The 19,028-nt window shown below is 52.3% G+C and carries 22 protein-coding genes; all 22 read left to right on the top strand.

Going from position 1 to position 19,028, the window contains the following annotated elements; all coding sequences use genetic code 11:
* Positions 1–11 precede the first annotated feature (11 nt).
* Positions 12–455, top strand: a complete 444-nt coding sequence (aroQ, locus tag QNH46_RS15075) for a type II 3-dehydroquinate dehydratase (RefSeq protein WP_283928455.1) — start codon at positions 12–14, stop codon at positions 453–455.
* A 12-nt stretch (positions 456–467) separates the two neighbouring features.
* Positions 468–1,544 (top strand): M24 family metallopeptidase, encoded by a 1,077-nt coding sequence (locus tag QNH46_RS15070; RefSeq protein ID WP_283925026.1) that lies wholly within the window; start codon positions 468–470, stop codon positions 1,542–1,544.
* 80 nt (positions 1,545–1,624) lie between these two features.
* The gene (gene efp / locus QNH46_RS15065; protein ID WP_283925025.1) at positions 1,625–2,182 is read left to right on the top strand and encodes an elongation factor P; all 558 of its coding nucleotides are present in this window, start codon (positions 1,625–1,627) and stop codon (positions 2,180–2,182) included.
* 280 nt (positions 2,183–2,462) lie between these two features.
* A complete protein-coding gene (locus QNH46_RS15060) occupies positions 2,463–3,716 on the top strand; it encodes an aspartate kinase (protein WP_283925024.1) in 1,254 nt (417 codons plus the stop codon).
* 203 nt (positions 3,717–3,919) lie between these two features.
* Positions 3,920–6,352, top strand: a complete 2,433-nt coding sequence (locus QNH46_RS15055; RefSeq protein ID WP_283925023.1) for a glycogen/starch/alpha-glucan phosphorylase — start codon at positions 3,920–3,922, stop codon at positions 6,350–6,352.
* A 122-nt stretch (positions 6,353–6,474) separates the two neighbouring features.
* Positions 6,475–6,741: a YqhV family protein gene (locus tag QNH46_RS15050; RefSeq protein ID WP_283925022.1), complete on the top strand. Its 267-nt coding sequence runs from the start codon at positions 6,475–6,477 to the stop codon at positions 6,739–6,741.
* A 106-nt stretch (positions 6,742–6,847) separates the two neighbouring features.
* A complete protein-coding gene (spoIIIAA, locus tag QNH46_RS15045) occupies positions 6,848–7,849 on the top strand; it encodes a stage III sporulation protein AA (protein ID WP_283925021.1) in 1,002 nt (333 codons plus the stop codon).
* A complete protein-coding gene (gene spoIIIAB / locus QNH46_RS15040; RefSeq protein ID WP_155610208.1) occupies positions 7,842–8,360 on the top strand; it encodes a stage III sporulation protein SpoIIIAB in 519 nt (172 codons plus the stop codon). The genes spoIIIAA and spoIIIAB overlap by 8 nt, the downstream gene beginning before the upstream one ends.
* 64 nt (positions 8,361–8,424) lie before the next feature.
* Positions 8,425–8,628 carry a stage III sporulation protein AC gene (gene spoIIIAC, locus QNH46_RS15035; protein ID WP_155610207.1) on the top strand — a complete coding sequence of 68 codons (204 nt, stop codon included), beginning with the start codon at positions 8,425–8,427 and terminating at the stop codon, positions 8,626–8,628.
* An 11-nt stretch (positions 8,629–8,639) separates the two neighbouring features.
* Positions 8,640–9,029, top strand: a complete 390-nt coding sequence (gene spoIIIAD / locus QNH46_RS15030) for a stage III sporulation protein AD (RefSeq protein ID WP_213590517.1) — start codon at positions 8,640–8,642, stop codon at positions 9,027–9,029.
* 53 nt (positions 9,030–9,082) lie between these two features.
* Positions 9,083–10,243 carry a stage III sporulation protein AE gene (gene spoIIIAE, locus QNH46_RS15025; RefSeq protein ID WP_430691942.1) on the top strand — a complete coding sequence of 387 codons (1,161 nt, stop codon included), beginning with the start codon at positions 9,083–9,085 and terminating at the stop codon, positions 10,241–10,243.
* 24 nt (positions 10,244–10,267) lie between these two features.
* A complete protein-coding gene (gene spoIIIAF / locus QNH46_RS15020) occupies positions 10,268–11,128 on the top strand; it encodes a stage III sporulation protein AF (protein WP_283928454.1) in 861 nt (286 codons plus the stop codon).
* A gap of 14 nt (positions 11,129–11,142) precedes the next feature.
* A complete protein-coding gene (gene spoIIIAG / locus QNH46_RS15015; RefSeq protein WP_283925019.1) occupies positions 11,143–11,787 on the top strand; it encodes a stage III sporulation protein AG in 645 nt (214 codons plus the stop codon).
* A gap of 74 nt (positions 11,788–11,861) precedes the next feature.
* Positions 11,862–12,644 (top strand): SpoIIIAH-like family protein, encoded by a 783-nt coding sequence (locus tag QNH46_RS15010; protein WP_283925018.1) that lies wholly within the window; start codon positions 11,862–11,864, stop codon positions 12,642–12,644.
* 169 nt (positions 12,645–12,813) lie between these two features.
* Positions 12,814–13,314, top strand: a complete 501-nt coding sequence (accB, locus tag QNH46_RS15005) for an acetyl-CoA carboxylase biotin carboxyl carrier protein (protein WP_213590522.1) — start codon at positions 12,814–12,816, stop codon at positions 13,312–13,314.
* A gap of 63 nt (positions 13,315–13,377) precedes the next feature.
* Positions 13,378–14,721 (top strand): acetyl-CoA carboxylase biotin carboxylase subunit, encoded by a 1,344-nt coding sequence (gene accC, locus QNH46_RS15000; protein ID WP_283925017.1) that lies wholly within the window; start codon positions 13,378–13,380, stop codon positions 14,719–14,721.
* 112 nt (positions 14,722–14,833) lie between these two features.
* On the top strand, positions 14,834–15,241 hold the full coding sequence (locus QNH46_RS14995; protein ID WP_155610201.1) for an Asp23/Gls24 family envelope stress response protein: 408 nt from the start codon (positions 14,834–14,836) through the stop codon (positions 15,239–15,241).
* 69 nt (positions 15,242–15,310) lie between these two features.
* Positions 15,311–15,850, top strand: coding sequence for an alkaline shock response membrane anchor protein AmaP (gene amaP / locus QNH46_RS14990; protein ID WP_283925016.1), 540 nt, complete (start codon positions 15,311–15,313; stop codon positions 15,848–15,850).
* Positions 15,851–15,864: 14 nt separating this feature from the next.
* Positions 15,865–16,098, top strand: a complete 234-nt coding sequence (locus QNH46_RS14985; RefSeq protein WP_283925015.1) for a DUF2273 domain-containing protein — start codon at positions 15,865–15,867, stop codon at positions 16,096–16,098.
* A 182-nt stretch (positions 16,099–16,280) separates the two neighbouring features.
* A complete protein-coding gene (nusB, locus tag QNH46_RS14980) occupies positions 16,281–16,730 on the top strand; it encodes a transcription antitermination factor NusB (protein WP_213590526.1) in 450 nt (149 codons plus the stop codon).
* A gap of 29 nt (positions 16,731–16,759) precedes the next feature.
* Positions 16,760–17,617: a bifunctional methylenetetrahydrofolate dehydrogenase/methenyltetrahydrofolate cyclohydrolase FolD gene (folD, locus tag QNH46_RS14975; protein WP_283925014.1), complete on the top strand. Its 858-nt coding sequence runs from the start codon at positions 16,760–16,762 to the stop codon at positions 17,615–17,617.
* A 34-nt stretch (positions 17,618–17,651) separates the two neighbouring features.
* Positions 17,652–19,013 (top strand): exodeoxyribonuclease VII large subunit, encoded by a 1,362-nt coding sequence (gene xseA / locus QNH46_RS14970; RefSeq protein WP_283925013.1) that lies wholly within the window; start codon positions 17,652–17,654, stop codon positions 19,011–19,013.
* Positions 19,014–19,028: the final 15 nt, after the last annotated feature.

The following is a 19,028-nucleotide window of genomic DNA, read 5'->3' as shown; positions in this document are numbered from 1 at the left end:
GGTGTGGCATGATGTACCGTATCCTGGTATTGAACGGACCGAATTTAAACATGCTCGGCATACGCGAGCCTGGCGTTTACGGTTCTGAAGGGCTTCGCGACATTGAGGACAAGCTCTTGAAGCTGGGCGAGCAGCAGGGTTTGGCGATTGAATGTTATCAAACCAACCACGAGGGGGACCTGATTGATAAAATTCATGCGGCGTTCGGCAGCATCGATGGAATTTTGATCAATCCGGGGGCATGGACGCACTATAGCTATGCGCTCCGCGACGCGTTTGCAGCGGTGAATATCCCTTTTGTGGAAGTGCATATGTCGAATATTCATGCCCGTGAATCATTCCGTCATACATCGGTTACCGCCGCCTTGGCGATTGGGCAAATCGCCGGCTTTGGCTCATACAGCTATGAGCTGGGATTAATGGCGCTCGTGCGGTATCTGGAAAGTCGGAAATAAGGAGAGCATATAATGGCAAATTCTAGAGTAAGCCGCCTTCGGGAAGCCATGAAGCTGAAGAGCTTGGATGCGATATGGATTACCGGAGACGTCAATCGGCAATACTTGACGGGATTTACCGGCTCGTCCGGCTACGTGCTGATTACGCTGGACAAGTCTTATTTGTTAACGGATTTTCGTTACATGACGCAGGCAGCCGATCAAGCCGCTGGCTTTGAAATCGTGGAGCATGGCTCGTCCGTGGCAAAGACGCTAAAGGAACTGCTGGCCAAGCAGAAGATCAGCGAGCTCGGGTTTGAAGAAGAGAACGTCGTGTTCTCCACTTACCGGGCATATGAGCAGGAACTGCAGCCGGTCAAGCTGATTCCTTCGGCTGGCCTGGTTGAAGGTCTGCGCCTTTACAAGGATGATCATGAGCTGGCGCTGATGAAACAGGCTGCGGAATTGGCTGATCAGACGTATATGCATATGCTGAAGGTGCTGCGCCCGGGCGTAACAGAGCGGGAAATGGCACTGGAGATCGAAATTTTCATGCGCAGGAACGGCGCGACTTCAAGCTGCTTCGATACGATTGTGGCTTCGGGCGAGCGTTCGGCTCTGCCGCATGGGGTAGCCAGCGATCGCGTATTGCGCAGTGATGAATTCGTCAAAATGGATTTCGGAGCGCTGCTGAACAGCTATTGCTCGGACATTACACGGACGGTAGTGCTCGGCAAGCCTGCTCCCAAGCATCGCGAGATTTACGATATCGTACTGGAAGCGCAGCTGCATACGCTGGCGCATCTTCGTCCAGGCATGACCGGACGTGAAGCGGATGCCTTGGCGCGTGACATTATTGTACGCTACGGCTACGGCGAGCAGTTCGGCCATAGCACCGGCCATGGGCTGGGGATGGAAGTGCATGAAGCCCCGCGCCTGTCCAAGCTGAGCGACGATATCCTTCAGCCGGGAATGGTCGTTACTGTCGAACCGGGGATTTATATACCGGGCTTCGGCGGGGTCCGGATTGAAGACGATGTCGTCATTACGGAAGGCGGCTGCCGCAGGCTGACAGAATCGAGCAAGGAATTTACCGTCATTGATTGTTAATGAACGGCTTTAATATGGGGTAATTTAAATTATCATATAGTAGTTATGCAACTCATTTGATCCTATAGGAGGTTCTATTTGTGATTTCAGTTAACGATTTTAAAACAGGCCTGACCATTGAATTCGAAGGCGACATTTATACGGTGTTGGAGTTCCAGCACGTTAAACCAGGTAAGGGAGCTGCATTTGTACGCTCTAAATTAAAAAATATCCGCAACGGCAATACGGTAGAAAAAACGTTCCGTGCCGGTGAAACGGTTAGCAGAGCCATGATCGAGCATCGCGATGTTCAATATTTGTATGCCAGCGGACAAGACCATACATTCATGGATAACGAAACTTATGACCAATTTACATTGTCTTCCGACCAATTGGAGTGGGAGCTCAAATTCCTGAAGGAGAATATGAACGTCAAAATCGCCAGCTACCAAGGCGAAATTCTCGGTATCAGCCTGCCGAACAGCGTAGAGCTCCGCGTTGTTGAAGCCGAGCCTGGTATTAAAGGGAACACGGCAACCGGCGCTACGAAGAACGCCAAGCTGGAGACCGGCCTAACGGTTCAGGTTCCGCTGTTCATTAATCAGGATGATGTGCTTCTAATCGACACTCGCGAAGGCAAGTACATTTCCCGCGCGTAACAATTACGCTGCTTCATGCCTAGCGGAAGGCAGCGTCGTCCTCCACTCCTCATCGAGTGGAGGAATTTTTTTTGGGTTCTTTTGGAGCGAGAAATATGACGAAAACTTCAAATGTTCCAGTTAAAAAGCAATGGATTAATTCAGCTCTTTCGTATTATACTGGTTTAAAGCGTTACTGCTTGAATTTGCGGCGATAGCGATTCTATTCGGATTTATCGTGTATTCATAGCCGTACTGTGCTTTTTGGATAGGAGAGTTTACTTTTTTGGGAGGGTCTGATTTGGCTTTATTTGTGATGAAGTTTGGGGGAAGTTCTGTCGGCGATACGGAACGGATGCAGCGCGTAGCCCGGCGCATCGCCGAGAAGCAGGATGAGGGACATCAGGTCGTTGTGGTGGTGTCCGCCATGGGAGATACGACGGATGATTTAATTGATCAGGCGAAGCAGCTCAGCAAGGAGCCGCCTTTGCGTGAAATGGATATGCTGATGACGACCGGTGAGCAGATTTCGATTTCGTTGCTATCGATCGCGATTCATGCGCTGGGCCGCAAGGCTGTGTCATTTACCGGCTGGCAGGCTGGTTTCCGTACGGATAAAGAGCATTCCAGAGCCCGTATTACCGATATTCAGCCGCAGCGAGTACAAGCGGCGCTGGATGAAGGAAATATCGTCGTCGTTGCAGGATTCCAAGGGATTAGCGAGGACGGGGAGATTACGACGTTCGGGCGCGGCGGCTCGGATACGACCGCGGTCGCCTTGGCAGCGGCCATTTCCGCCGATTACTGTGAAATTTATACAGACGTAGACGGAATCTACTCTACGGACCCGCGGATCGTCAAGAATGCTCGCAAGCTGAAGGAAATATCCTATGACGAAATGCTGGAGCTGGCCAACCTGGGAGCCGCCGTGCTTCACCCGCGTGCAGTAGAGTATGCGAAGCATAATCATGTTCGTCTCGTCGTTCGTTCAAGCTTTAATCATAATGAGGGTACGGTTGTTAAGGAGGAAGTGAAAATGGAGCAAGGCGTAGTAGTCAGCGGAATAGCTTACGATAAAAATGTAGCAAGAATCAGCATTTTGGGCGTATCCCATATTCCTGGAGTTTTAGCCCAGGTGTTCGGTTCTTTGGCTGAAGCAAAAATCGATGTAGACATCATCGTACAAAGCGGCGTGCAGAACGGCAAGGCGGATTTCTCCTTCACCGTATCTTTGACAGATTTGAAGAAGGCGCTGCAGGTCATTAATGGAATTCGCGGCAGCCTTCCATTCGATGAGGTTACTTCGGAAGAGGGATTGGTCAAAGTGTCGATCGTCGGGGCCGGCATGGTTAGCCATCCAGGCGTGGCGGCGAAAATGTTCGATGTCATTTCCAAACAGGACGTTAACATCAAGATGGTGAGCACCTCGGAAATCAAAGTATCCTGCGTTATCGAGGGTACGAAGCTCAATGAGGTGGTCAAAGCACTGCACACCGCTTATGGCCTGGACACCGAAAGCCAAGTGTTCGTCGGTGGACCGCAGGAGCGCCGCTAACCCGGTTTGATTCCTATTGAACTACTAATAAGAAGGCCGTTTCTCTGCAGTGAATTCATTGCAGATGAGACGGTCTTTAGTTTTTTAGGTTTAAATTATTGATTTTTGTTATTTTATCTCTCCCGCAAGTTTAAACATAAGGTATTAAGGTATAGTTTTTTCATGCCTACCCAAGGAAAATCCGAATAGGGAGGACCATAAGCGTGTTCGATACGAAAGAGAACTTCAAGGAAGCGTTTAAGAAAGAGCTGGTGATGCAGTTGGGGAAGCCTGTCTCTCAGGCGACCGATGCGGATGTATATCGTATTTTGGGCATGATGATCCGGGAAAGAATAGGTGAGGATTGGGCGAATACGAACCAGAGGCTGAAAGCGGCCAAAGCCAAGCAGGTGTATTACTTTTCTATGGAGTTCCTGATCGGAAGGCAGCTGGGGAACAATTTGCTGAGCCTGGGTGTGCTGGAGCTTGTGCGTGACGGACTCCAAGAGCTGGGCTTCGATTTGGACTCAGCCGAGGAGGAGGAGAGCGATCCAGGGCTGGGCAATGGGGGGCTTGGGCGGCTAGCGGCCTGTTTCCTCGACTCGTTGGCTGCGCAGCAGCTGCCCGGGCATGGTTGCGGGATTCGGTACCGATACGGCCTATTCGAGCAAAAAATCGTCGACGGACACCAGGTAGAACTGCCAGACTACTGGCTGCAGCGAGGGAATGTGTGGGAGGTGTGTCGGGAAGACAAGAAGGTGGAGGTGCGCTTCGGCGGCGAGGTGCAAATGACGGAGAGAGACGGCCGTCTGCATTTTGAGCTGGCAGGCTACGAGAGCATTTGGGCTATTCCGTATGACATCCCGGTCATCGGCAGCGGCTCAAGCCATGTCAATACGCTGCGCCTCTGGAGCGCCCGGCCGGCAAAAACACCCATTAAACCCAATAACGGCAGCTACTATAATTATTTGAACTACTATCGCTCGGTCGAGTCCGTTTCCGAATTTCTCTATCCCGATGATTCCGAATTTGAAGGTAAGCTGCTAAGGCTGAAGCAGCAGTATTTTTTATGCTCTGCAGGCCTGCAGAGCATCCTAAGGACGTTCGACAAGCTGGAGCTTCCAATCGAATGCCTGCCGGACAAAGCGGCGATACATATCAACGATACGCATCCTACGCTGGTGATACCGGAGCTCATGCGGATTCTGATGGACGAAAGGGGCTGCTCCTGGGAACAGGCGTGGCAAATTACGCGCCGGGCGGTCTCCTATACCAACCATACGACATTAAGCGAAGCGCTGGAGAAATGGCCCGCTGTCATGGTAAAACAATTGCTGCCGCGCATTTATATGATCATTGAGGAAATGAACAAACGCTTTTGCGCAAAGCTCCTGGAGCGTAATCCGGGGGATCAGAACCGGATTTCGCAGCTGGCCATCGTGTATGGGGACCAAATCCGGATGGCCAATTTAGCCATCGTCGGCAGCTACAGCGTTAACGGTGTGGCTGCGCTTCATACTGAAATATTAAAAAAACGCGAAATGAAGGCATTCTACGAGCTGTATCCGGAGAGGTTCAACAACAAGACGAACGGGATTTCTCATCGGCGCTGGCTTATGCACGCCAACCCGGAGTTAGCGAGGCTCATTACCGAAGCTATCGGCTCGCGCTGGATTAGGCAGCCCAGGGAAATGATCGGGCTAATCAAATATGCCGAGGATCGCGGTTTTCAGGACAACCTGCACGAGATCAAGCGGGGAAACAAGCTGCGGCTAGCGAAATACGTGCGGGAGAGGCTGCGCATCAGCATCGACCCGGATTCGATCTTTGACGTTCAGGCGAAACGACTGCATGCCTATAAGCGGCAGCTGCTTAATGTGCTGCATATGATGCATCTGTATAACCAGCTGAAAGATAATCCTTCAGCCGATATCACCCCGCGGACGTTTCTGTTCAGCGCCAAGGCCGCGCCTGGATATTATTTGGCGAAAAATATCATTAAATTGATCAATACGGTGGCGGACACGGTGAACCGGGATCGCACGGTCCGCGATAAAATGAAGGTCGTTTTCCTGGAGAATTACTCGGTGTCCTTGGCCGAGAAGCTGATTCCGGCAGCTGATGTCAGCGAACAAATTTCGACCGCAGGCAAAGAGGCTTCGGGGACCGGGAACATGAAATTTATGATGAACGGAGCCTTGACGGTCGGAACATTGGATGGAGCCAACGTGGAGATGCATGAAATGCTGGGCGATGACAATATGTTTCTGTTCGGCTTACGGGCAGAGCAGGTTATGGAATACAACCAGAGCGGCGAATACTCGCCTTGGCATATTTACGACGTAGATTTGCGTGTAAAAGAAGTGATGGACCAGTTGATCCAACCGGGCCGCTTCTGTCCGGAAGGCCAGGATTTCGAGTCCATTTACCAATCGGTGCTGCACCATCAGGACGAATTTTTCGTACTGAAGGATTTCGCCAGCTATGTGGAGGCCCATTTGCGAATCGATCTGGCATACCGCAATGCCCGCGACTGGCTGAAGAAATCTGCGCTTAATATCGCCCATTCGGGCAAGTTTTCCAGCGATCATACGATTAAGCAGTACGCTACTGGCATTTGGCAGATTGAGCCCTTGATTCTCAAACGAAAAAAATAGCATGTCTTATCCGCAAGGCCTCCATATATTTTGGGGGTCTTCTTCTATTTTTTGCAAATAAAAAGAGATGAACGGGCATATGGTAAGAGAGACATGGACAAGAAGGGGGTTGTTATCCGGTTATGCTCGACAAATTCGTGACCAGCATGGCGACCATACGGGTGATTTCCGGCTTGATCGAAATCGTTGCCGCCTTAATTATGCTGAAGCTGGGGCGCGTGGACAAAGCGCTTGCGGTCAACTCTATGCTTGCGTTCGTAGGGCCCGCGGTGCTTCTGTTAACGACGGCTATCGGACTGGTCGGGATGGCGGATAAGCTGTCGTGGGGCAAGCTGATTTGGATATGCTGCGGTATTTCGTGTCTCTTAATCGGCATTTTGAAGAAATGATAGATTTCCCGTCATAAAGACAAAGTACAGGCATACACATGAGATATGACACAAGCTAAGACATAGAATTCCGCAAATCAAGCAGAAGTTATTGGGGGTACAAACGATGAGCAACCCTAGCTGGCTATCTGTATTTCCCGATCAAATCCGTTCCTTGCTGCTTCAGCTGCCGTCTGCATTGTTCTCAGGCCTGGAGGAGATCCGCATCCGCGAGGGGCGGCCCCTGGAAGTGAACGCCGCCGGACGGCATTATTACCTGACCCCGGAAGGCGGGTTAACGGGCGATCCGGCCGCCGCTTATAAGCCAGGCAAGCAGGACGGCAACCGGCTCCTGGATTTAATAACGAATCATTCGCTGTACACGATGGAGGAAGAGCTTCGCAAAGGCTTCATTACGATTGCCGGAGGCCATAGAATCGGGCTTGCCGGCAGAACCGTGCTAAGCGGAGGCAGGGTTGAGCATTTACGGGACATCAGCGGGTTCAATGTACGGATCGCAAGAGAAGTGCCGGGCATCGGCGACCGGATATTGCCCCAGCTCCTTGATTTCAAGCACAGAACCGTCTACCATACGCTGATCCTGTCACCCCCTCAACAGGGAAAGACGACATTGATTCGCGATCTGGCCAGGGGAATCAGCAGCGGTGCCTGGGGGCATCCGGAAGCAAAATGGCCAGGCCTCAAAGTCGGCATAATCGACGAGCGTTCGGAGATCGCCGGAAGCAAGCGGGGGGTGCCCAGCTTTGACGTCGGTCCTAGAACCGACATTATGGACGGCTGTCCCAAGGCGGAAGGCATCATGATGATGCTCCGCTCCATGTCCCCCGATGTGATCATCGTTGATGAAATCGGCCGGCCCGAGGATGCGGATGCCCTTGCCGAGGCTTTGCATGCGGGAGTGAAGGTGATTGCCACCGCGCATGGCTCCGATGTAAACGAGCTGTCCCTCAGGCCTGCCCTTTCCAGGCTGGCTGACCCGCCGTTCTTCGAGATGTATGCCGTACTCAGACGCAGTGAAGGCGGAATTGCCTATCGCCTCTGGGATGGCAAGCGGAGGGGAATTGACCATTCGGGACTCGGCGCGAAGGGCAGGGAACGATATGGTTAAAATGTTCGGCGCAGCCATAGTGCTTCTTGCCGCCACACTGGCTGGTCTGGTGAAGGCGGGGCAATATGCCAGCCGTCCCAACCAAATTAGAAGGCTCATCCTGGCGCTGAAACGGCTGGAGACGGAAATTATGTACGGCTTCACGCCGCTGCCCGAAGCGATGCAGCGCATGGCGGATCAAAGCAGCGAGCCGATCAAGATTCTGTTTGAGGAAGCAGCCCGGAGAATGAACCCGCCGCTGAATTGGACGGCTCAGCAAAGTCTGCATCAGGCGATCGAGACGGGATGGAAGCATACCGCCATGAAGGCGTCGGAGAAAGAGGTTATGCATCAGCTTGGCTTCACTTTAGGGACAAGCGACCGGGCGAATCAGCTGGGGCATATCGCGACAGCCGTCCGCCAATTGGAGAGCGAGGAGCAGACGGCTCGCGAAGAACAAGCCCGTTATGAAAAGATGTGCAGGAGCTTGGGATTGCTTGGCGGGGCTTTTATCGTCATTTTGCTATATTGATTGCGACTACCCTCTCATCGCCGACGAAATGTCGCTGCAAAAATGATCGTGAGGTGCCAGAACAATGAACATAGAAGTGAATGCCATATTTCAGATTGCAGGCATTGGCATCATTATCGCAATGATACACACGGTGCTCAAGCAAATGGGCAAAGAGGACATGGCACACTGGGTGACTGTGATCGGGTTCGTCGTCGTGCTGTTTATGGTTATCCGATTGCTGGACAATCTCTTTCAGGAAATCAAATCGATCTTTTTATTCCAGTAGGTGATACGGCAGTGGAAATAATCCAGATCGTAGGCTTGGGATTGATCGCCACCATACTCATCCTCACCATCAAGGAACAGAAGCCGATGTTTGCGTTCCTCATCACGGTTGCGACGGGCATCATGATCTTTATGTATTTGGCAGGGAAAATCGGCGGAATCATCGAGGTGCTGGAGCAGCTGGCCGAATCCTCCGGTGTGCAGATGATCTACCTCAAGACGATCCTGAAGATCATTGGAATTGCCTACATTGCCGAATTCGGGGCCCAGATCGTAAGGGATGCCGGGCAGGAGAGCATCGCGTCCAAAATCGAGCTTGCCGGCAAAATACTTATTATGGTATTGGCCATTCCGATCATCAGCATCATTATCGAAACGGTCATGAGGATGCTGCCTGCTTAATGAAATGGGGACAGATGATGAAAAAGAAGATATTCAATTGGCGCAAGCGTTCGATGCTTATGCTCGTCCTCAGTCTCTTCCTGTTATGGCCCCTGCCGCTTGTTGCGGCGGAACCTGGTGACGGATGGGTAAAGAAGCAGGCGGAGGAGCTGCCTACGGATCAGGTGGAAACCTATTGGCAGCAGTTGATGAAGGAATATGGCGGTTTTTTTCCAGACCAGAAAATGCCCTCTTTCATGGATGTGCTGCTCCAGGATCCGAATGGAGATTCATTTAGCGTCAAGGCGGGCTTCACTGGACTGTTGAAATATATGTGGCATGAGGTGCTGTACAACGGCCATATCCTGGCGACGATCGTACTGCTGTCGGTATTCAGCTCGATTCTGGAAACCTTTCAATCTGCCTTTGAACGCAAGCAAGTCAGTAAAGTCGCCTATGCGATTTGTTATATGGTCATTCTTATTTTGGCGATCAACAGCTTTTATGTTGCGATCTCATATGCTACGGAGGCCATCCGCGGCATGATTGATTTCATGATGGCAATGGTGCCGCTGCTGTTTACGCTGCTCGCTTCGATGGGCAATGTGGTCACCGTCTCTGTCACGCATCCTCTCGTCGTATTTATGGTGCATACCGTGGGTACGGTCGTACATACGATCGTATTTCCGCTGCTGTTCTTCTCCGCTGTCCTTCATATTGTCAGCTCCTTGTCAGAGAAGTACAAGCTGACCCAGCTCGCCAATCTGCTGCGTACGATCAGTATGACTCTGCTCGGCGTTATGTTGACCGTCTTTCTCGGCGTCATTTCAGTGAAAGGCATTACCGGCTCGGTAGCGGACGGTGTGACGCTGCGGGCAGCCAAGTATTTGACCGGGAACTTCGTTCCGGTCGTCGGCAAGGTTTTTGCCGATGCTACAGATACCGTGATTTCAGCCTCGCTGCTCGTCAAAAACTCGATCGGCCTCGTTGGCGTGATCATTCTGCTGTTTTTGTGCGCTTTTCCCGCCATAAAAATATTGACGCTGGCGCTGATATACAATTTGTCGGCAGCGGTAATGCAGCCGCTTGGCGAGACGCCGATCGTGTCCTGCCTGGAGACGATTGGCAAAAGCATGATCTACGTATTTGCTGCCCTTGCCGCAGTAGGATTGATGTTCTTCCTCGCCATCACGATTACGTTAACCGCAGGCAATGTGACGGTGATGATGAGATAGAAGAGATGTGGTGGTGATTTTTTGATGACCTGGCTGGCGGAATGGCTGAAGGAGATTATTTTTGTCGTACTTCTGGCGACGTTCATCGATCTGCTGCTTCCTAATCGTTCAATGGAGAGATACGTGAAGCTTGTAGTTAGCCTGCTCATATTGCTGACGTTGATCTCCCCGGTAATGCGCCTGTTCGCCCCGGATGCCGAACGGAGACTGGAAATGGCCTTTATGGACGATAGCGGTAATGAGGAGCTGCCAACGGCAGGCACCGAGGAAATATTGCGGCAGGGGGAGCAAATGAGAATGCAAAGGCAGCAGGAGGCGATGCAATGGGCTAGCGAGGAGGCGGCCGCCCGGATGAAGGAGCAAATCGAACGGGAAACCGGACAGCCTGTGCAGCGGGTAGCGGTCCGGCTGGAGTCGGACAAAAACGACGCGGAGCCCTCTATCTCAGCGATAGAAGTGTATATAGCGGAAGTGGAGCAGGAACAGGAGGCTTCCCGCATAGAGGATCAAGCCAGCAGCAGCCGGAATGACTCTGCACAGATTGTTATAGCGCCAGTGGAGCCTGTGCGTATTGAGGTGAAGCCCCAGAAGAAGGAGCCGGGGGACGAGGACGGCATCCCCGTCATAGCTGATAGCAGCGTTAGCAATGTAGCCAGCAATACCGGCACACAAAATAACGAGAAGGATACTCTAATGAGCGGTTCAACCGGAGAAGGGATCAATACTGGGAATGAGAATCGCCAGGAGCCTGACCTGTATGGAGAAAGCGTTTCTCAGGATACGGGTTCAAGCGGACTCAGCCGGCAAATTGCCGGATTGCTGTCGCGTGACTGGGGAATCCCGAAAGAGCTCGTACATGTCATACTACCGGAAAATGCGAAGTAGCGAGGGGGATATTGATGCTGAATTGGTGGAAGAAGCTGGAGTCGCTGATCGGGCGCGGCTTGGAAGGGAAAAAGAAGGTAAACGCATATCGGCTGCTTATTATACTTGGGTTAATCGGCGTAGCGATCATGCTGTTTAATTCTTTCGTCAATGTGAAGCAGATTGATACAGGCGGTGCAGGGAGAGAACCTCCCGCAGGGCAGGAGATGCTGACGTCCGCGCTGCCCGACCAAGGCGGGGGCGAAGGCAGCTTCGATGCTATCGAGCTGTCGCTGGAGAATAAAACGAAAGAGATTCTGGAGAAGATCGTTGGCGTCGGCGCTGTTGACGTTCTCGTTACGATCGATTCCACGGAGGAACTGATCATTGGCCGCAATACAAAAGACACGCAGCAGCTGACCGAGGAGAATGACAAGGATGGGGGGAAACGCCATATTACGCAGTACACCCGCGATGGACAGATCGTCACGAATGAAGAAGGCGGCAGCGAGAAGCCGATTATCACCAAAAAGATTAAGCCGAAAGTTCGCGGTGTGCTCATTGTGGCCAGGGGTGCTGAAAACAAGACCGTCAAAAATCTGATCGTTGACGCGGTCGAGAAGGGTCTGAATGTGCCAGCGTACCGGATTTCCGTCGTCCCCAGAAAACAATCGCAGTAAATCCTGCAGGGCATCGATATTAAGAATATTTAAAATATCCCAAAACAAAAACTTTGATTCTAGGAGGAAAAACAATGAAATCGAAAAGACAGACAATTTGGCTCGTCTCCATGCTCAGCTTGATGGTTATTCTCTCGGCTTATTATTTGTTTACTGAAGACACAGGCATGAGTAAGCCTAAAACTACGGATGGCAAACAGGTGACGATGATGGAGCAGGCGGCAGATGACGAAGCCATCGTCGAAGGCAGCGCATTGTCGGATGACGATATTATCGTCTCCGAGGTTACTGCCGGGGATGAGGCTGCGAAGGAAGCCCTTGACGGCAAGGAAGAGGCCGCTCAGGACCATGAGGGGACAGACGCTTCCCAGAGCATGGAGGCAAATAACGGCGAGGCGGCCGACAAGGCGAAGACCGACCAGCCGAAGCCGGCGGATAAGGACACTGCTTCCGAAAGCGCCAAAGATGAAGATGTACTCAAGAAGCTGGAGTCGGAAGGAATTTTATCGAGAGATTCATTGACTGCTTATCAGATGGACCGCGCCGAGCAGAACATGAAGAAGCAGGAGCAGCTCCTGCAAACGATGAATGACGAAAAGAAATCGCTGGATGAAGCGACGATGGCCCAGCAGCAGCTGAGTGCACTGGAAGAAAAGGAAGCTAAAATCATGGATATCGAGGAGCGTCTCCAGCAGCAGTATGCCAATGCGGTCGTGGCCGAAGATAATGACAGCTACCGGGTCGTCGTGATCAGCGAAAAGCTTCAGGTGAAAGATGCCGTAAACATCGTCGATATGGTGATCAAGGAGCTTGGCGTATCCCAGGATAAAGTCAAAGTACAGTACGTTTCACAATAGTGCGCCCCCTTGGATTACCCGCATTAAAATTATTCAATTGCCGATTGAGCCGGAGAGTCCAAGGGAATCTTGGACTCTTTCCATTTTGATCGATTGTGATATAATACATAAAGTTATGATGCGAAAAGGCCCGAGCTTTGCGAAAAAGCTGAAGGAGTGAAGAAAAAACATGTTCAAATTGAATGAAATCAAAGAGCTGATCGAGCTGGTGGATAAAACCTCGGTTCATGAGCTTGAAATCGAAAATGAAGGTACAAGGCTATGTATTCGCAAGCCAGGCAAAAGCGAGCTTGTGCATGTTCAACCGGCGGTAGTGCCTAGTCTGCCGCAAGTTGCTGCAGCAACTGGACAAGCAATCTCTGCCGCTGCGGATAACGCTCAGGTTCCGGCTGCAGCACAGGGCGCGGAAAGCGCAGCTGCCGATGCTAACCTACATAAGATTGTGTCCCCGATGGTTGGAACATTCTATAGAGCTTCTTCCCCGGATGCAAATCCTTATGTAAACGTAGGAGACAAGGTAGGCGTAAAGACGACCGTCTGTATTATTGAAGCGATGAAGCTGATGAACGAGCTGGAGGCGGAAGTGAAGGGCGAGATCGTCGATATTCTCGTAGAGAACGGGCAGCTCGTGGAATACGGACAGCCTCTCTTTTTGGTGAAGCCGGAATAAGCTACGGTTAAAAGAGGCCTTATTGGAGGTCTTATCTAGCTTTCCAAGGAGGATGGGAAATCAGTGAAATTTCAAAAAGTATTGATTGCAAACCGCGGTGAAATCGCCGTGCGGATTATCCGCGCTTGCCGGGAACTCGGCATTTCTACTGTAGCCGTGTATTCCGAAGCGGATAAGGATTCGCTCCATGTCCGGCTTGCAGATGAAGCTTATTGCATTGGACCGACCTTGTCCAAAGACAGCTACTTGAATTTTACAAACTTGATGAGCATAGCAACGCTGACAGAATGCGACGCGATTCATCCGGGCTACGGCTTCCTGGCCGAGAATGCGGATTTCGCGGAGATATGCGATTCCTGCAATATTACCTTTATCGGCCCTTCTCCGGAAGCCATTACAAAAATGGGCGACAAGTCTGTGGCGAAGCAAACAATGAAAAGCGCAAACGTCCCGGTTATCCCTGGCTCCGACGGTTTGGTCGAAGACCTCGATGAAGCGGTTATGGTCGCGCGTGATATCGGTTATCCGGTGATCATTAAGGCGACAGCCGGAGGCGGCGGCAAAGGCATTCGCCTCGCTGAGGACGAAGCGTCGCTGATTCAGCAAATCACGATGGCGCAGCAGGAAGCGCAAAAGGCATTCGGCAACGCCGGCGTATACTTGGAGAAATATTTAACAGGCATGAAGCATGTTGAAATCCAGATTATTGCGGACAAGCATGGCAATGCCGTCCATTTGGGAGAACGTGATTGCTCCGTGCAGCGCAGACGCCAGAAGCTGGTGGAAGAGGCCCCGTGCCCAGTGCTGACGCCCGAGAAGCGTCAGGAAATGGGAGAGGCCGCTGTGCGCGCAGCACTTGCTGTGAACTATTCCGGGGCAGGGACGCTGGAATTTCTGTTAGGCCCCGACGGCCAGTTCTATTTCATGGAGATGAACACGCGTATCCAGGTAGAGCATCCGGTCACCGAAATGATTACCGGCATCGACTTGATCCAGGAAATGATCTCCGTGGCCGAAGGCAATCCGTTATCCTTCAAACAGGAGGATGTCGTCATTAACGGCTGGTCGATCGAATGCCGGATCAATGCGGAGGACCCTACCCGTAATTTCATGCCGTCTCCGGGCAAGATCGGGTTTTATCTGGCGCCGGGCGGACCTGGAGTTCGCGTGGACAGCGGCGCATATCCGGGATATACCATTTCCCCGCACTACGATTCCATGATCGCCAAGCTGATCGTCTGGGCTCCGACCCGCGAGGAGGCCATTGCCAAAATGAAGCGTGCCCTGGCTGAATTCGCGATCGAAGGTATTCATACGACCATCCCGTTCCATCAAAAACTGCTGGATCATCCGGTGTTTATCCGAGGCGATTTTGATATTAAGTTTTTGGAAGAAAATGAGATTTAGAATTCGCCGGCCGTTTGTCATAATGATCCTGAAATGATATAGTATTTATAATAAGTGGCCAGCCTCTTTGTCATGAGGTTTCGTCAAACTTATTGAGAGGTGGATGATAGTAATGAGTACATTGCCTACGGAATTTGAACGCACAGATATCGGAGAAATTCAAATTGCACCCGAGGTTATCGAAGTGATCGCCGGGCTGGCTACGGTTGAAGTGAAAGGCGTTGCCGGCATGAGCGGCGGGTTCGCAGGCGGCATTGTCGAGCTGCTTGGCAGAAAGAATCTGTCCAAAGGCGTGAAGGTTGAAGTCGGCCAGCGCGAGGCGGCTGTTGATGTATCCGTTATCGTCGAATATGGCAATCGCTTGCCGGAGGTGGCTACGGAAATTCAACGCAACGTGAAGCGTTCGATCGAAACGATGACCGGACTGACTGTGGTTGAAGTTAACGTACATATTCACGACGTCATTTTTAAGGCGGCTGAGAAAAGTGAAGAGGCGGAACTGAGCCATAGGGTGAAATAAAGATTAAGCTAAGAACCCCCGACGATCACCGTCAGGGGTTTACTATAATTTAAGGAGGCTCTATCCGTCGTGCCCAAAATTTTGGACAGACTGCTGCTGTTTATTTACAGCTTAAGCATCGGAATAATTTCTGTCATCGCCATCCTCCTGGTGACAAACGCTGTGCCCGTCGAGCTGAAGCAATATGACAACAGGTCATGGATTATCGCTGCGATCATCGTGGCCGCTCTTCTGTTTCTGCTCAGCATTCGCTTTTTCTATATTTCGATCAAGCGCGACCGCGGTTCGCTTCCTTCCATCGACCAGAGGACAGAGTATGGGGATATTCAAATCTCGGTCGAGACCATCGAGAATTTATCCTACAAAGCGGCGTCCCGGGTACGCGGCATTCGCGACGTGAAGACGCGTATTCGCATCACGGACTCGGGTCTGGAAATTATCGTCCGCGCATTGGTGGACGGCGAGACTTCCATTCCGGAGCTCACGGGGGAAGTGCAGAAGCAGGTGCATGATCATGTAGAGGAAATTACGGGTATTCCCGTTTCATACGTGTCAGTGTATATTGCTAACCTTGTACAATCTCCTGCGATCAAAAGCCGGGTCGAATAGGGGTGAAGATCCCAATGAATTGGAAGCAAATATGGGTGGATTACAAGGGACGCCTGCTGGGAACGGCAGCTGCGATATTTCTAATTCCCATTTATCTGTTTTTCGGATTTTGGAACATGTTATTTTGTGCGCTTCTCCTGTATGTCGGTTATACGATCGGCAAATATAAGGATATCGACCAAGGTCCGCTCATTCCGTGGAAGGAGCTGCTGGACTGGTTGAACGCGCGCTGGCGCCCTTTTAAATGATTCCTGTGATATGCTGTCTTCCGGAAAAAGAGCTGCGTTTTTATCTTGCCCATTTTTGTGGAGAGAGCATGTCACGGGTTTTTTTTGTTTGAAATCGGTGTAATAGAATACCGGCATTTTGGTTCATCATGAAGTAGTAGGAAGCATAAACGTTGTTTTTATGGAGGTTAAGGAGGAAGCACATGAAACGCAGACTAGCACGGGAAATTGCGATACAGAGCTTGTACCAAATGGAAATGAACGAGGTCGGAGCCGAGGAGGCCGTATCGATGCTCATAGCGGAAGCGGCCGGTGAGAACGAGAGTATGGTCGAATTGTCCGACGTTGATCAGACGAAGGCCTTCGTGCTGGAGCTCGTAAGTGGTACTTGGGAGCGCAAAGCGGCCATCGACGAGATGCTGGCCGACTATTTGAAGAACTGGCAGGTTAGCCGCTTGTCCAAGGTGGACAGGCAGGTATTGAGACTAGCAGTTTATGAAATGGTATTCCGCGACGACGTACCGGGCAAAGTAGCCGTAAACGAAGCGATTGAGCTGGCCAAGCATTTTGGCGTGGAGGAGTCAGGAAAGTTCGTTAACGGTGTGCTCGGCAAAATGATTCATGATCTGGAGAAATTGAAAAATCAACAATAAATCATATATAAGGTTAAGGGGAGAAGTCTATGACAGCACCAATCATTAATGGAAAACAGGTATCTGAGGAAATTAGAGGAAATATCCGTAAAGAAGTTGAAAGCTTGGCAAGCCAAGGGTTCAAGCCTGGTCTGGCCGTCGTTCTTGTAGGCGAGGACCCGGCTTCGCAAGTATATGTGCGCAATAAGGAGAAAGCATGTCATGACCTCGGATTCTACTCTGAGGTTCATCGCCTGTCTGCTTCCACAACCCAAGAGGAGCTGCTCGCACTTGTAGACAAGCTGAACAGACAAAGCGATATCCACGGTATTCTGGTGCAGCTTCCGCTACCGGGGCATATCGAGGAGAAGGCAGTGATCGACGCGATTGCGGTAGAGAAGGACGTAGACGGCTTCCATCCGGTCAACGTCGGCAATCTGGTCATCGGCGACGATAGCCTGCTGCCTTGCACCCCTGCCGGTGTGATCGAACTGATCAAGCGCACCGGCATTGAGATGTCCGGGAAGCATGCCGTCGTGATCGGCCGCAGCAACATCGTCGGCAAGCCGGTATCCCTGCTGCTGCAGCGGGAGAACGCCACGGTGACGATGTGCCACTCGCGCACGGCGAACATGAAGGAGCTGACGAAGCAGGCTGATATCCTCGTTGTGGCGATCGGCCGGGCCAACTTTGTGGATGCTTCGTACGTGAAGCCTGGCGCAGTTGTGATTGACGTGGGAATGAACCGTCTCGACAACGGCAAATTGGCCGGAGACGTGGACTTCGAAAGCGTGAAGGAAGTATCCGGACCGATTACGCCTGTCCCAGGCGGCGTGGGCCCGATGACAATTACGATGCTGATGCAAAATACGCTGATTGCAGCCAAGCGGCTTCAAGGCCTTGCTTAAGCTGCTCGAGATAAAGGGGGGAATGTAAGGCCCCATGGAACAAAAAATTTATACGATCAAGGAATTGAATCGCTATATCCGCATGAAGATGGAATCGGACACGCTGCTGTCTGAGGTATGGATTCGCGGAGAAATATCGAACTTTACACATCATTCCAGCGGACATATGTATTTTACGCTGAAGGATAAGGACAGCCGGATCAAGAGCATTATGTTCGCCTCGCATAACCAGCGGCTGCCCTTTATCCCGCGGGAAGGTACCCGGGTCATAGCCCGGGGAAATGTGTCGGTATATGAGCGGGACGGGCAGTACCAGTTCTACGCGACGCAAATGCAGCCCGACGGCATCGGCAGTCTGTACCTCGCCTTCGAACAGCTGAAGCAGAAGCTGGAGGCCGAAGGGCTGTTCGCGCCGCAGCGGAAGCGACCGCTGCCTGCGTTTCCGCGCGTCATCGGCGTCGTCACATCCCCGACCGGAGCAGCGGTCCGGGACATTCTGACGACACTGGAGCGGCGCTTTCCGCAGGCCAAGATCGTCCTGCACCCTGTGCTTGTGCAAGGCAAGGGCGCGGCGCCGTCCATCGTCAAGGCGATCCGGACGATGAATGCGCTTGGCGAGGCCGACGTGCTGATCGTTGGCCGGGGCGGCGGCTCGCTGGAGGAGCTGTGGGCGTTCAACGAAGAGGCGGTCGCGCGCAGCATTTACGAATCGGCGATTCCCGTCATCTCGGCCGTAGGCCATGAGACGGATTTTACGATCGCCGATTTCGTGGCCGACCTGCGCGCCGCCACGCCCACCGCCGCCGCCGAGCTCGCCGTGCCGCACGCCGCCGAGCTGCGCGAGCAGCTGCGCCAGCGTGAGAGGGTGCTGCAGCAGGGCTTGCAGCACCAGCTCCGCCAGGCGCAGGAGCGCTTGCGTCGGCTGGCGGCATCGCCGGCGCTGCGGCAGCCGCGGCGCAGCCTGCTCCAGCACGCGGAGCGGCTGGACATGCTGCAGGCGCGGCTCGTGCGGCGCATGCGGGCGCAGGCGGAGCTGACGGGCGCGGCGCATGCCCGGCTGCATCAGCGGCTGCTGCGCTACCATCCGCAGGATACGCTGGCGCTGACGAAGCGGCGCCATGAGGAAGCTAGCCGGCTGCTGCGCTCGGCGATGAACGGGATTTTGAAGGAGAAAAGCCAGACGCTCGCCTACGGGATTAGGCAGCTCGACGCTCTAAGCCCGCTGAAGGTCATGGCTCGAGGATATAGTCTTGTATACGACGAGAAAGGGCGGCGTTTAGTCAAGTCGCTGAAAGATGTAGAGCCTGGAGATCTGGTCAGGGTCAAGCTTACTGATGGCGAGCTCGACTGCCAGGTTTGGGGCATGAGGGGAGAAGGTGACGATCTTGGAGACTGAGAAGCAGAATCTGAA

The organism is Paenibacillus woosongensis (genome assembly GCF_030122845.1).
In the GTDB taxonomy this organism is placed as follows: Bacteria; Bacillota; Bacilli; order Paenibacillales; family Paenibacillaceae; genus Fontibacillus; species Fontibacillus woosongensis_A.
The sequence above is the reverse complement of the archived record's forward strand: the minus strand, read 5'-3'. Positions and strand labels throughout refer to the sequence as shown.